This is a genomic window from Holosporales bacterium (assembly GCA_031263535.1).
Classification (GTDB): Bacteria; Pseudomonadota; Alphaproteobacteria; order UBA3830; family JAIRWN01; genus JAIRWN01.
On sequence record JAISFO010000024.1, the window covers coordinates 31,293 to 44,936 of the forward strand.

15 protein-coding genes and 1 tRNA gene are annotated in these 13,644 nt (G+C 46.7%); 3 read left to right on the forward strand and 13 right to left on the reverse strand.

Annotation, left to right across the window (positions count from 1 at the left end; genetic code table 11):
* Positions 1-13: 13 nt before the first annotated feature.
* From ftsZ to LBL30_02755, 7 genes are all read right to left on the reverse strand, one after another.
* A complete protein-coding gene (gene ftsZ / locus LBL30_02725) occupies positions 14-1,372 on the reverse strand; it encodes a cell division protein FtsZ (GenBank protein ID MDR1032011.1) in 1,359 nt (452 codons plus the stop codon).
* 188 nt (positions 1,373-1,560) lie between these two features.
* Complete coding sequence (gene dprA / locus LBL30_02730; protein MDR1032012.1) at positions 1,561-2,562, reverse strand: DNA-processing protein DprA; 1,002 nt, start codon at positions 2,560-2,562, stop codon at positions 1,561-1,563.
* Positions 2,563-2,705: 143 nt separating this feature from the next.
* Positions 2,706-3,338: a glycerol-3-phosphate 1-O-acyltransferase PlsY gene (plsY, locus tag LBL30_02735; protein ID MDR1032013.1), complete on the reverse strand. Its 633-nt coding sequence runs from the start codon at positions 3,336-3,338 to the stop codon at positions 2,706-2,708.
* Positions 3,338-4,060 carry a 23S rRNA (guanosine(2251)-2'-O)-methyltransferase RlmB gene (gene rlmB, locus LBL30_02740; GenBank protein MDR1032014.1) on the reverse strand — a complete coding sequence of 241 codons (723 nt, stop codon included), beginning with the start codon at positions 4,058-4,060 and terminating at the stop codon, positions 3,338-3,340. Before rlmB ends, plsY begins: the two co-directional genes overlap by 1 nt.
* On the reverse strand, positions 4,050-5,093 hold the full coding sequence (locus LBL30_02745) for a hypothetical protein (GenBank protein MDR1032015.1): 1,044 nt from the start codon (positions 5,091-5,093) through the stop codon (positions 4,050-4,052). The genes rlmB and LBL30_02745 overlap by 11 nt, the downstream gene beginning before the upstream one ends.
* A gap of 85 nt (positions 5,094-5,178) precedes the next feature.
* Positions 5,179-6,027, reverse strand: a complete 849-nt coding sequence (locus LBL30_02750; GenBank protein ID MDR1032016.1) for a bifunctional 5,10-methylenetetrahydrofolate dehydrogenase/5,10-methenyltetrahydrofolate cyclohydrolase — start codon at positions 6,025-6,027, stop codon at positions 5,179-5,181.
* Between the two features lie 12 nt (positions 6,028-6,039).
* Positions 6,040-6,270, reverse strand: coding sequence for an exodeoxyribonuclease VII small subunit (locus tag LBL30_02755; GenBank protein MDR1032017.1), 231 nt, complete (start codon positions 6,268-6,270; stop codon positions 6,040-6,042).
* 58 nt (positions 6,271-6,328) lie between these two features.
* On the opposite strand from LBL30_02755, the gene LBL30_02760 reads away from it, so the two are divergent.
* Complete coding sequence (locus LBL30_02760) at positions 6,329-7,069, forward strand: hypothetical protein (GenBank protein MDR1032018.1); 741 nt, start codon at positions 6,329-6,331, stop codon at positions 7,067-7,069.
* 119 nt (positions 7,070-7,188) lie between these two features.
* Here LBL30_02760 and LBL30_02765 read toward each other — a convergent pair whose 3' ends face one another.
* Genes LBL30_02765 through dapA form a run of 3 tightly spaced genes read right to left on the reverse strand, consistent with a single transcriptional unit; the run spans position 7,189 to position 10,059 of the window.
* The gene (locus LBL30_02765) at positions 7,189-8,679 is read right to left on the reverse strand and encodes a YifB family Mg chelatase-like AAA ATPase (GenBank protein MDR1032019.1); all 1,491 of its coding nucleotides are present in this window, start codon (positions 8,677-8,679) and stop codon (positions 7,189-7,191) included.
* A 40-nt stretch (positions 8,680-8,719) separates the two neighbouring features.
* Positions 8,720-9,184, reverse strand: coding sequence for an SsrA-binding protein SmpB (gene smpB / locus LBL30_02770; protein ID MDR1032020.1), 465 nt, complete (start codon positions 9,182-9,184; stop codon positions 8,720-8,722).
* Positions 9,169-10,059, reverse strand: a complete 891-nt coding sequence (dapA, locus tag LBL30_02775; GenBank protein MDR1032021.1) for a 4-hydroxy-tetrahydrodipicolinate synthase — start codon at positions 10,057-10,059, stop codon at positions 9,169-9,171. Before dapA ends, smpB begins: the two co-directional genes overlap by 16 nt.
* 36 nt (positions 10,060-10,095) lie before the next feature.
* On the opposite strand from dapA, the gene LBL30_02780 reads away from it, so the two are divergent.
* On the forward strand, positions 10,096-11,109 hold the full coding sequence (locus LBL30_02780) for a threonylcarbamoyl-AMP synthase (protein ID MDR1032022.1): 1,014 nt from the start codon (positions 10,096-10,098) through the stop codon (positions 11,107-11,109).
* A gap of 42 nt (positions 11,110-11,151) precedes the next feature.
* Here LBL30_02780 and LBL30_02785 read toward each other — a convergent pair whose 3' ends face one another.
* The 3 genes from LBL30_02785 to LBL30_02795 form a co-directional block, all read right to left on the reverse strand.
* Positions 11,152-11,958, reverse strand: a complete 807-nt coding sequence (locus tag LBL30_02785; protein ID MDR1032023.1) for an inositol monophosphatase — start codon at positions 11,956-11,958, stop codon at positions 11,152-11,154.
* A 15-nt stretch (positions 11,959-11,973) separates the two neighbouring features.
* A complete protein-coding gene (gene efp, locus LBL30_02790) occupies positions 11,974-12,537 on the reverse strand; it encodes an elongation factor P (protein ID MDR1032024.1) in 564 nt (187 codons plus the stop codon).
* A 25-nt stretch (positions 12,538-12,562) separates the two neighbouring features.
* Positions 12,563-12,639 (reverse strand) — tRNA-Arg (locus tag LBL30_02795).
* A 132-nt stretch (positions 12,640-12,771) separates the two neighbouring features.
* Here LBL30_02795 and LBL30_02800 point away from each other — a divergent pair.
* Positions 12,772-13,623, forward strand: coding sequence for a glycosyltransferase family 2 protein (locus tag LBL30_02800; protein MDR1032025.1), 852 nt, complete (start codon positions 12,772-12,774; stop codon positions 13,621-13,623).
* Positions 13,624-13,644 lie beyond the last annotated feature (21 nt).

Here is a 13,644-nt window from a genome sequence, read left to right on the forward strand (position 1 = left end):
GAAAAGCGTAACACTACTTACGTCGTAAAAAGGCGGGAATATCAAGCTCGTCAACCTCAAGGGCTTGGTTACTTTCAGACTTCGGGCTAGGTGCAGCAACATTTGTATCGTTTTTAGGAACATTTTTGCTACGTTTAGACCTCCATTTATCAAAGAACGACAGCAGGCCTTTTTCTTCACTATGCTTCTCGGGAACATTTTCTAAGTCGGTTTGCTCTGGCTTTTTCAATTCCTTATCAGCGGCGTTTTCACTTTCTGCATCCTTATCATCAGAATCAACCGCCGGAGCCGCATTATCAATACTGTTGCCAAAAAGGCTTGTAGGAATCTCAAGAGCTGCCCTTTGAGTATCGGAAACGTCAATACCAGTCGCGACGACCGAAACCCTCATATTGCCAAACATAGATTCATCAAACGCAGATCCAAATATTATGTTTGCTTCAGAGTCGACCTCTTCTCTGATGCGGTTGGCCGCTTCATCAACCTCGTACAAGGTCATGTCATAGCCGCCCGTAATATTGATAAGCACACCCCTTGCGCCCTTCATAGAAACATCATCAAGCAACGGGTTAGAAATGGCTGCCTCAGCAGCATCCAAAGCCCTCCGCTCGCCAGATGCGTCGCCGGTTCCCATCATGGCTTTGCCCATCTCGCTCATGACGGTGCGAATATCGGCGAAGTCCAGGTTGATAAGCCCAGGCATAACCATCAAATCTGTAACGCCCCTTACACCAGAATACAGAACGTCATCCGCCATTCTGAACGCATCGGCGAAGGTTGTTTTTTCGTTGGCTACGCGAAACAGGTTTTGATTCGGTATTACAATAAGCGTATCGACAAATTGCTGAAGTTCATCGATCCCCTTTTCCGCCGTACGCATGCGGTGTATGCCCTCAAAGTGAAAAGGCTTGGTAACTACACCGATTGTCAGAATTCCTTGATCGCGGGCCATCTTTGCAACCACTGGAGCCGCGCCAGTGCCAGTTCCACCGCCCATGCCCGCCGTGATAAAGGCCATATTGCTGCCCTTAAGGCATTCCATGACCTCGCCTTCGGCTTCTTCTGCTGAGGCTTTACCTACTTCTGGCCGCGAGCCTGCCCCTAGGCCCTGGGTGATACTTGGCCCCAGTTGGATTTTGGTGCTGGCAAGCGAATTGGCAAGCGCCTGAGAGTCGGTATTGGCCACAACAAAATCAACCCCTTCAAGCTTAGACCTGATCATGTTGTTTACGGCATTACCTCCGGCTCCCCCGATTCCAAATACAGTTATCTTGGGGCGAAGGCTGGTAATATCCTGATTAAACAACGCCCTCTGCTCTGGTTGCTTTACGGATTTTTTGTGCTCTTTTTCTTCTAATTCTGCTGTTGGCATAAGTACGATTAAAATACGATTATTTATTCTATCACTTACTGGGCATAAGCGCAATACCGCATGGGCTATAGGATTTTATCGCCGCATCATAAACCACCAGCTAACTTATGTGACGAGACTAGTAGATACCCTACTACGCTTTAACAGAAAGACCGCTTATATTATGCTAGGTGAAGCTTCCAGCTTGATCACATTACAAGACTGACCTGCTGTCCGTTTTCGATTTTGATTTTGTTGTCTAGCTCAAGCTCTGTTAACGTGGCCAGCAGCTCGTTGGCCGGGACGCAACATTCGCAAACCAAATCCTCAATAGCTATAGAATTAGCCCCAAGAACCCTTAGTATTTTGGACTTGCTGTCAGCACAACTTAAGTCTGTTGCCTGTACGATCGTTTCGTTTGTTGTTGGGCGGCCCCAAGTGCTGGTTGGCTCTTCAAACTCTAAGATATCATTTGGCAATGGAGGTCTTATTAGGTTGGGGTAATTGTTCAGTATGTCAGCTGCTGACTCAACCAAAATTGCCCCATTTTTAAGTAATCGATTGGTTCCAACGCACCTTGGGTCTAATGGGAAACCCGGCACTGCATAGACGTCACGATTGTATTCAAGAGCATACCTGGCGGTGGTGAGAGAACCAGATCTGTCTGCTGCTTCTACGACCAGCGTTCCACGCGCCAGGCCGGCGATTATTCTGTTTCTGCGTGGAAATAGGGTCGCTTGCGGAGCTGTTTCAAGCGGCATTTCCGACACTATTAGTCCATGCTCTTGTAGCTGAATATAGAGGTCTTTGTTTTCAGGCGGGTACGGAGGCATATCAAGACCACAAGCTAACACGGCTATAGAGCTGCCTTTAGATGCAAGGCCGCCTTTATGCGCTTGGGCATCGATACCACGGGCTAGCCCAGATACAACCGTCACTTCGGCTTCAGATAAGTCTTTCGATAAGTTGTAAGCAAAACGTGCGCTGTTATACGAACAAGCTCGCGACCCAACAATCGCAAATAGGTTTAAGGAAGGAAGCTGTTCGATTACCTGACGGTTACCCATGACACTTATTACAGGAGGGGGATCTGTAATCATAGCCAGCGTGTTGGGGTACAAAGATTCACCCAAAAAGACAAGCTGCCCGCCAAGTTTTTTCAATCTGGCGAAGCTCGGCCACAGCGTCATCAAGCGAGCATATACCCTCACTGTACTTGGATTTATGATTGGGCAGATATTTTATTGCAGAATCAGCTGATCCATATTTACCGATGAGCTTAACAAATGCCAATGGGCCTACGTTAAAACTTCTGGCCAGGCTAGCCGAGCCGTTCTTTCCTGTTCAGAGAACATCATTTGGTTATTCGCTTTTCTGTGCCACTACATATCCTGATGATGTTGTCCTTGTGCTTGTAGAAGATTAGTACCGAAACGATTAAGCATGGATAAAGCAACCCTTGGCAGCAGCTGCAACCAGATAACGCCAATATTACTGGGGCAACTGCTACGCTTGATATGCTCGCAACTGACGATATTTTGAATATCAGGAAAACACCGACCCAAATGGCCAAGCAAATCGCGCTAAGCCATGGGCATGCGGCAGCTGTAACGCCAAGCGCTGTAGCTACGCCCTTGCCGCCGTGAAAGCCAAGCCAAAACGGGAAGATGTGCCCAAGCACTGGCGCAACAAACCCTATTCCCTTAAATACAATTATTAAGGAAGGGTCGGCCTGTTGTGAGGCAAGCGTCGCTATAAGCACATAGGCCAAAACCCCTTTTGCCAGATCGGCCGCAAGAGTTAGAGCGCCGACCAGCTTCCCCTGAGTTCTGAGGGCATTGGTCGCACCGGTACTGCCAGACCCGCTTTGCCTTATATCGCCTTTACCCAGCCATTTTGAAAAGATAACTCCCGAAGGGATTGAGCCAATCAAGTAACCCGCCAAAGCAGCAATTAGCAGCGCTAGTTGTGTCGAAATTTCCGTCATTACTTTTGCTTACCCCCAAATTTAGCCAGCTCATACATAGCAATAGTCGCAGCCTGAGCCGCATTCAACACCGAAAAATGCCGAGCGGTGTTCGGAATATAGGCTTTGAAGTCGCTCTTTTCAAGGATGAGCCTGCGAATACCGTCACCCTCCCCGCCAATGATAAGCGCTACTCTGCCGCCCATGTCAATGGAGTCAAGCGGTCGGTCACCGTGTTCTGTAAGTGCTATGCACCAGTAGCCATCCTTTTTAAGACGCTCAATCGTACGCGCGAGGTTGGTCTCACGGATTAAAGGAATCAGCTCTGCTGCGCCGGAAGCGGCTTTGCTGATGACGCTGCTTTCTTGAGGAGTACCTTTATTTTGGACAATAACTCCACCAATCCCAAACACAGCTGCAGACCGCAGAATCGCCCCAAGATTATGTGGATCAGTGATAAGATCGAGTATGATAATGTTTTTGCCTTCTTCAATCATGCCGTCAAGGTCTTTTGGGCGCCGACATTCGACCAAAGCGGCGATTTTTTGATGCACTTGACCGTGAAATTCCTTGTCAAACCAGCCTTCCGGCGCCGGCTCAACCTTAATACCTCGTCCCTTTGCTAAATCAACTAAACTGTCCGATTGGCTTTGGGCCACCACTTTAATAACCTTGCGATTAGGGTTCTCAAGGCAAGCTTTGACCGCGTGTTTGCCGTATACCCACTGAGGCTTACTTTGCATTTACAGTATTTTTCATATGCAGCACTATGTAAGCGTATACTGCCTGTACCGTAAGCACAATCAAGGCAGACAGCGCCATAGAGGTTTTTGACTTTGAAATGCACACCAGCCCGCCCTGAAAGATTACAAACCCAAAATGCAGCAGCGAGATTTTTACATGCGACCAACCGTTTTTATACAGAATATGAAACAAGAATTCATTATGAGGCAGTACTATACTTTTACCAGAAGCTAGCCTTCTGGCCAGCGTGAATACTACGTCAAATGTGAAATTACCCACAATGATGATTGCCGTTAGGCATGGGATAAAATTATCGGCAGGCGTGACGTACGCATACGTGGCGTCCATATTTATCTCGTGCAAAGCGAACAGAAATCCTAAAGAATGACTACCGACATCACCCATAAATATCTTGGCTTTGGGGAAATTAAACATCAGAAAGCCCAAGGTAGAGAGTGCAAGTACCGCCAAGCTGTACCGCATTAAGCTGTCACCATTATCTTGGGCTACGACTGCCAAAAAGGCACATGCAAGGATGCAGCACCCGCCGACCAGTCCATCCACACCGTCCATGAAGTTAAATATGTTTATAAATGACACAACCCAAAGTACCGTAAACAGGGCTTTAAAAGCGCCTAGCTGAATATATCCCACGTACGGCAGCCACAATTTGCTTAACCCCAACCCAGATTGAGCGATTGCCGCTGCGCAAATTACCTGAATAATAAGCCTGTATGTATATGAAATCGGACGAATATCATCATAGAGGCTTGTGGCAACGATTACCGCTATTGCACCAGCTATTGTACATAATTGGCCGTTCGAATATATGCCGAATATTTCTGGTTTGCAGTAGTACAGTACAGCGATGCCTAAGCTGTAGACAGTAACTATAGCGACTCCACCTGCGCGTGGCGTTGGGCAAGTGTGAAGCGACCTAGTGGTCGGGCGGTCCGTAATGCCAAACGATACCATGATTTTGGTAATCGTCGCCGAAACAATGAATATAACCAGCCCGTACAGAAGCCACATACAATAACCAACACTACCCATTCAGGGCACAATGATAGCACGCCAAGCCTCACAGAAAACAACCGCTAGTCCATATCGCCTGAATCTATCTTTGCCGTTGTTGTTTTGTTGCCGCTTCTATCACATTATGCATTAAGTAGGCGATGGTCATGGGGCCAACGCCCCCAGGCACCGGGGAAATTGCCCCGGCTATGTCGTGAATTGACAGAAAATCTACATCCCCCACTATTTTGTTGTTTTGATCGCGGTTTATCCCTACATCAATGACTGTCGCCCCTTCTTTGATCCAGCTCGCCTGCACAAATTGAAGCTTACCTATCGCGCTGATAACAATATCTCCAGTCCTGCAGATACCAGGCAAGTCTTGAGAGTACGAATGCGCATTAGTTACCGTGCAATTTTCCTGCAACAGCATCTGAGCCAAAGGCTTTCCAACGATTTGCGAGCGCCCCAGCATAACCGCGTGCATACCTGATATATCTTGGCCAACTGATTTTATCATGTGTACGATTCCTGTTGGCGTACATGGGTGCATTCCGCCACCGTCATTAACAAAAAGCTTGCCTTGATTAATCAGCGTCAGGCCGTCAACGTCTTTCTCTGGAGAGATTTTGTTGGTAACATCTCTGGGGTCAATGTGGTTCGGCAAAGGCAGCTGCAGCAAAATGCCGTTAATGTTTTTATCAACATTTAGCTTATCTATTAAGTCGGCTACTTCATCGGGTTTGGTCGCCTTGGGAAGGCAAAAGCTTTTTACCGCTATGCCAAGCTTTTTGGCGGCGAGTTCTTTGTTACGGATATAGACAATACTGGCCGGATCATCACCAACCCTGATAATGGCAAGGGTAGCCTGCCGACCCAAATCTTGCAGCTTCTGGCGCACATTACTCAGCACGCCTTCCGCCAGAGCTTTACCGTCAATAATTTTAGCCATAGCCCGCCGGATTCAAGATTCCTCTAATGGAACTAAGTCGACCTTTTCCCCGTCTTGTACGACTTTATCTATACGCAGTTTTGCATCGTCCAGCACTTGTTGGCAGTGTTTGCGCAAAACAGCGCCTTTTTCGTACAGCTCAATGGCCTGCTCTAAGGGCGTATTACCTTCCTCTAGCTTCCTGACAATCAATTCAAGCTCTTTAAGTGCTTCTTCGAATTTTAAGTTTTTGATTTCGTCCACAGCATTTCCAGCCTAATATCCTGCTGAGCCTAGCATAACAGGCAGCGTTGAACAAGAAATGCCGAACACATTATCCATACCACTTGCGCAGGAAATCGTTTTAACGAGGATAAACACAGAGCTGATTGACACAATGGCCGCCAGCGGATTTGAGGCCAGGTTTGTCGGCGGCTGTGTACGCGACGCTTTACTCGGCATAAGATCAGAAGATGTGGATATAGCCTCAACCGCAACGCCTGACCAAACGATAAAGGCGCTTAAGGTTCTTGATGGAATCAAGCTAAACCCATTTGCGGTGCGCTATGGCGTTATTCATATCAAATACAAAGGCCAAACCTTTCAGATTTCCACTTTGCGTGAAGACGTCAAAACCTATGGGCGAAAAGCGGATGTAATGTTTACAACCTCATGGAACCAAGACGCCAAGCGGCGCGATTTTACCGTAAACTCGATATATATGGCCAGGTCTGGGGAACTGTTCGATCCATACGATGGAGTGGTTGACCTTAGGCAAAGACTCGTGAAGTTTATCGGCGACCCGTCTGTGAGGATACAAGAAGACTATATCAGGATACTACGTTATTTCAGGTTTTGGGGCAAGCTTTCTGCACAAAGGTCAGAGCCTGCCGTCACAGAAGCAATCATCAAGCACAGTGAAGGCCTTAAAACTCTTCCAACCGCCCTTTTAGCATCAGAAATCAAAAAGATTAAAAAACTCAGCAACTGCATACGGGTCTTATCGCTTATGCGTGAATTGATCCCAGATCTACTTGACGCTTTGCTTAATCTAGAATCTTAAGACGTTGCACAGCCCAATGCCCCTAATTACTTAAATGAATCAATATAGGGCTTAAAAAGCTGTACTAACTAAACCTGATGGACATCGTAATTGCGGTCATGAGATAACCCAATCTCCTCTTAAGCACAATTGCTAAGTAGGGATTGGGTTCCTAATTTAAGCCGATATGATAGGGCTTCGGAAACATGTTGACGAGACACAGATTGGCTTTGTTCCAAGTCTGCTATAGTCCTGGAAACGCGAATAACACGATAATATCCCCTCGCCGACAATCTTAGTTTCTCAGCCGCATTTACCAACATACTTCGGGCATCAGGGTTAAGCGAACAAGTTTCCTCTAGAGCAGCGTTTTTAACCGAAGCATTGGTCAGGGCGCCGCCATAGCGTTGATGCTGCTTCTGTCTGGCTGCAGTAACGCGAGTGAGAATATTTTTACTGGTTTCCTCTGATGAGTTTTGCCTGTTAAGCTCGTCAATCAAAACCGCAGGAACATCCAGTTGAATGTCAATTCTGTCCAGAAGAGGGCCGGATAACTTCATCATATACTCTCGCCCGCAGTTAGGGACGCGAGTGCATTGCTTAGCTTTATCCCCAAGATATCCGCATTTACAGGGATTCATGGCGGCAATCAATTGAAAATTGGCCGGATATGTCACGTGACTGTTCGCCCTTGCAATCGTTATTTTGCCGATTTCCAATGGTTGGCGCATAGCCTCAAGGACTCCGCGTGAGAACTCTGGAAATTCGTCCATAAACAGTACGCCATTATGCGCCAACGAAATCTCGCCAGGATGGGCTTTTAGGCCGCCACCGACCAGGGCTGGAAGTGAGGCCGAGTGATGCGGCTCTCTGAACGGTCGGGTTGTAACCAAGCCTTGATCATCAAGTATGCCAGCTACGCTGTAGATCATTGAAACCTCAAGGGCTTCTTGCGGTGATAATTGAGGTAGTACACCCGGCAACCTAGCGGCCAGCATGGACTTTCCGGCCCCTGGCGGGCCTTGCATAAGAAGGTTGTGCCCACCTGCGGCCGCAACTTCCAAAGCCCTTTTGGCCACAATCTGTCCCTTCACATCGCTGAAGCAGAGGTCGTTTTCCGTTGTAAACATGGTGTTTACTTCCGGTTTTGGCAGCATTTGCAAACCTTTTAAGTGATTTATCAAGGAAAGCACATTATCTGCGGCAACGATACAAAGGTCGCCTGCCCAGGCCGCCTCTGCACCGCAGCTTTTGGGGCATATCAGCCCAAGATCCAAGGTGTTGGCGTGTATAGCGCTTGGCAAAACGCCATTTACCCTGTTTATTCGCCCGTCGAGCGACAATTCGCCCATAACTACATAGTCGTCCAAGCAGTCCGAGGGAATAGCACTCATCACGGCCAAAAGCCCCATAAGCATTGGCAGATCATAATGAGTGCCTTCTTTTTGAAGATCGGCTGGAGCCAAGTTAATGGTGATGCGTTTGGCGGGGATAGCCAGCCCCATAGAGTAAATAGCCGCCCTTATGCGTTCGCGTGCTTCGGCCACGGTTTTATCGGCAAGGCCGACTATGTTGAACGCAGAAAGCCCGCTTTGAAGTTGAATCTGCACCTCTACGCTTTGGGCTTCGATTCCCTAAAAAGCGACTGTTTTAACCCGAACTACCACTTAATCAGCCTCGTTTATTATAATTTGACATTATGCGCTCTTTATCTCGCTGCCAGTCGCGTTTCTTAAGCGTTTCACGTTTATCTACGTTACTTTTTCCCTTAGCCAGCGCGAGCTCTAACTTAGCCAGATTTCTTTCATTAAAGTATATCGACAAGGGAATCAGCGTATACCCACTGCGCTTAACCTTGCCCAGTACCTTATTGATCTGCTTGCGCTGTAGTAGCAATTTTCTCGGCCGCTTAGGTTCGTGGTTAAACAGCGAATGTGGATACTCCTGAATTGTTGAGTTAATCAAGTAAATATCGCCGTCCTGTTCTTCAGCGGCATAGGATTCCTGGATGCTGGCTTTACCAGCGCGTAAGGATTTAACCTCGCTTCCATGCAGTACAAGCCCCGCCTCAAAGGTCTCTTCAATGATATAGTTAAATTTCGCACGGCGGTTTTGCGCGACTATCTTCTTTTGCATAGAAGCCCTGCTTCACACATGGCCGCCTTTACTTCAGCCTTGGATTCCTGACCAAGTTGGCTAAGCGAACCCCTAACCTCATCATTCATTCTTTCCATAAGGCTTAAAGCGTATTTGACCGGAACTGGATTTGGCTCAATAAACAGGGCTTGATTGAGGCGGGCAAGCTTGTTTCTGATAACTGCGGCGCTTGCCAAATCGCCCGCGAAAAACCGCGTATACATGTCCGTACACTCTTTTGGGGCAATATTGGCCGTTACTGAGACGGCTCCGCAGGCCCCCATTGCGAAAGCGGCTAATGCTATGTCATCATTACCGCAAAGCACCTGAAAACGCTCGGCCGGATAGGTTTTGGCAAGCTCTGTTATACGGCAGAGGTTGTTGGTTGCCTCCTTTAAAGCCTTTATGCGCGGGAGACTGTCAACCATTCGCTTGACAGTATCAGTAGCAATATCCACGCCTGTCCTGTGCGGCACATTGTATACCACTATCGGTAAGCGCGTAGCATCATGAATCGCTTTAAAATGCTGATAAATGCCCTCTTGCGACGGCTTGACGTAGTATGGGCAGGTTACCAATATCGCATCAGGACTATATTTTTCGACTTCATGGGCTTGAAGAATACACGCGCGCGTGTCTGGCGATCCGATATTGATAACTACAGGTACTCGCCCTTTGACCCGAGTAATTGACTCTTTAATCTCAAGCTGACGTTCTTCTGGGCTTAGCAGAATTGATTCGCCGGTAGAGCCGCACACTACTATGCCTGCGATCTTGTTTTCTGTCAGAAAATCGATGTGCCGACCAAACGCCTCAAGATCGAGTTTACCGCTTTTCCAAGGAGTAACAATCGCCGCGAAATAACCCTTAAACACTCTACAGTTTCCATTAACGCCCGGGCAACGTTAACATTGTGGCTTTTTTTTAACAATAAAGTTATTGATGCATTAGGCGTTCTTTGCAATGAGTTTTCAGTGATTTTGGGTTTTGATCAACATGCGATAGAGACAGCCGTACATAGCTTAATGTATGGAGACGTTGTCGTATTCCCGACAGAGACTGTTTACGGCCTTGGTGGAGACGCCACCAATGACCTTGCAGTAGCAAAAATATACCAAATTAAAAACCGCCCCACTTTCAATCCGCTTATAGCCCACTTTTTCTGCATAAAACAGGTGCAGGAATATGTTGAAGTCACTCCTGCTGCTTACAGGCTTGCACAAGCTTTTTGGCCTGGCCCTATGACCATGATTTTAAAGCGTAAGGAAGGCTGTTCCATCTCGTTGTTAGCTTCGGCTGGGCTTGAGTATATCGGCGTACGCATTCCAAATCACCCAGTTGCCCTTGCCTTGCTAGAATCATTTGGCCGTCCAATTGTTGCCCCAAGCGCCAACATGTCGACAAAAATCAGCCCAACTTCGGCGAAAGACGCCATGTCCGCTCTGAACAATCAGGATTTGCTTATCGTTGACGGAGGTAAGTGTAAGGTAGGCATAGAGTCCACTATTATCGACCTGTCATATGGCAAAGCGACAATTCTGCGTCCTGGGGCCATAACCCGTGAAGATATATCCAAATTCGTGGAAATAAGCGATAACGTGCCTACTGAAATAAAATCCCCAGGTCAGATGAAGTGCCATTACTGCCCAAACTCAAGCGTGAGGCTTAATGTAGCCGACTTGCAGCCTGGTGAGGCTTTGTTGGGTTTTGAGAATACCAAAGACATTTTGCCCAACCCCGGCAAACATATATGTCTTAACCTAAGTGAGTCAGGTGATTTGGGCGAGGCTGCGGCCAATTTGTTTTCCATGCTTAGAGAACTGGATCAACTTGGTCCATCCGCAATCGCAATCATGCCGATTCCTAATGAAGGGATAGGGATCGCTATAAACGACCGCTTAACCAGAGCTGCGAGTCAAAAATAGAGGCGCGTAGCCCGAAATGCCGATCACCCAAAGTAGGCCTGATTACTTCCGCGAGAATAATGATGTAATTTTCTCAAGCAAATCCATATTCGCCGCAACCAAGGTGTCAGGAGAGGTTTTCAGCTTTCCGCCGTACAAATCAGTAACGTTTCCGCCCGCTTCTTTTATCAGCAAAGCTCCTGCTGCAATGTCCCAATAATTTATGGGGGTTACGGCAGCACACACATCAAACCTTCCACAGGCGACGTAGGCAAGGTTTAAGGCTATTGAGCCGGTTCTGCGCACCGCCGCAACCTGATTTTTGATAATGTCGTACTCAGATTTGCATTTTTCTTCTTTCTCATACGAAACAAGATAGCTAACGGCGCAAACGGCATCTCCTGGCGATCTCCTTGAGCCTATACGTATTCTGCGGTCATTCAGGAACGCCCCAATGCCTTTTTCTGCCCAGAACAATTCGTTCTTAATAGGGTCAAAAACAGCGCCACAAATAACCTCTTGGTCCTTTTCCAAAGCTACAGAGATGCACCAAAACGGAAATCCGTGCATAAAGTTCATCGTTCCGTCAATGGGGTCAATAATCCATCTACAGGAGGCATTTTCTCCTTTTATGGTTTCAGACTCTTCGGTTAAAAAGCCGTAATCTGGACGGCCGGCCTGAAGCTCTGATATCAGGATCTTTTCCGAGGCAAGATCGGCGTTCGTCACAAAATCATAAGGGCCTTTGCGCGATACCTGAAGGTTCTCTACCTCGTTGAAATCACGAATTAGCCGCCGAGAGGCCTTAAAGACAGCCCGCGTCACTACGGTCATATTGGGGGAAAGCGGCGGAAGATTTGCGCTTCTCATACTCGTATGTTTCGCCTATTTAGCTCTTTCAACATACGAATTATCGGCTGTATTTACTACAACTTTAATCCCCGCCTCTATATGAGGAGGGACCATAATCCTTACGCCATTGTCCAGCACAGCTGGCTTATAGGAAGACGCCGCCGTCTGCCCTTTTACAACTGGTTCTGTTTCTGCTATCTCCATGACGACGGTATCGGGCAGAACTACGCCAATAACTTCTTTTTCATAAAACGATATCGACACCGTCATATTTTCCTTCAGGTACACAGCGCCGTCGCCAACTTGATCCGCGCTTAGGGATATCTGCTCAAAGTTAGTGTTATTCATGAAGACGAAGCCGTCACCTTCTTTGTACAGAAACTGAAACTCTTCTTCTTCTAAATGGACTCTTTCTACGGACTCACCGGCACGGAACCGTTCGTTCAGCTTGCTGCCGGATCTTATATCCTTAAGCTCCACCTGCATATAAGCTCCGCCTTTTCCAGGCTTTACATGCTGTGTTTTCACCACCGACCACAGCTTTCCCTTATGCTCCAGAAGCATACCTATTTTGATGGCATTACCGTCGATTTTCATAACTCAATTCCTTGACAAAATTTAATGGCGCGCTCTGTAGGATTCGAACCTACGACAACCGGCTTAGAAGGCCGGTGCTCTATCCAGCTGAGCTAAGAGCGCCCGACACCCAAACGCTAATATTAAAACGGTGAAATAGCAAGGGTGGTCTGTAGTAAACGCACCAATAATAAATTGACATTGAGATGTTATGGGGCTAGCTTAACGCAAGTTTCTTAAGCAATAAAAGTTATTGTGAATGGTTTACAGGAAACGCCTCTTGTTAGTGTAATTATTCCGACTTACAACAGGCATGAATTAGTTTTTGAGACTATAGAATCAATTGTCGGCCAGACCTATCGAAACACAGAATTGATTGTTGTTTCGGATGGTTATGATGACGTGCTTAAAACAGCTATACAAGATAAAAATTTTGAAAAGAAAATTCGTTTTTTTGAGATAAATCACACAGGAAACCCAGCGCGAGCCAGAAATGTCGGTATATATGTGGCCAACGGTGATTTTATCGCTTTCTGCGACGATGATGATATTTGGCGCGCAGACAAGCTGGAGCTGCAGATGGCAGAGTTTATTAAGAGCGACGCCTGCCTATGCTACTCCAATATGTCAAGATTTAATGAGAAAGGACAGTATCAAGCCCAATCTGCCGAAAACACCTTTCATGCAATAACGTTTAAGGAGTTGCTCTACAGAAACACAGTTCCAGTATCATCGATCTTAATAAAAAAACAGTATGTAAAGGATTTGGGTGGGTTTGAAGAAAGTTTATCGTTAGGTGGGTCGGAAGATTTTGAATTTTTGCTTAGATGGGGATTTTACTGTCCTTTTGTTCATATCAATGAAAATTTGGTTATGTACAGATCCGGTGAGAACAGAATGACGCCGATAGATGGTAAATTAAAAGCTACGGATACTCTAAAATATCTCTATAATATCTTCATGTCGTACTATTTTGTATATTGTAAAACCAATGTGAGGCTTGGCGTTTTTATTAAGCCATATTTTGTAAATTTATATAGGGCCATAAAAATGCTGGCATATAATAAATTTCGCAAAAAGAATAAAAATAGCCCACACCCAGTTTAATACGTGTACATTCCTCTTCAA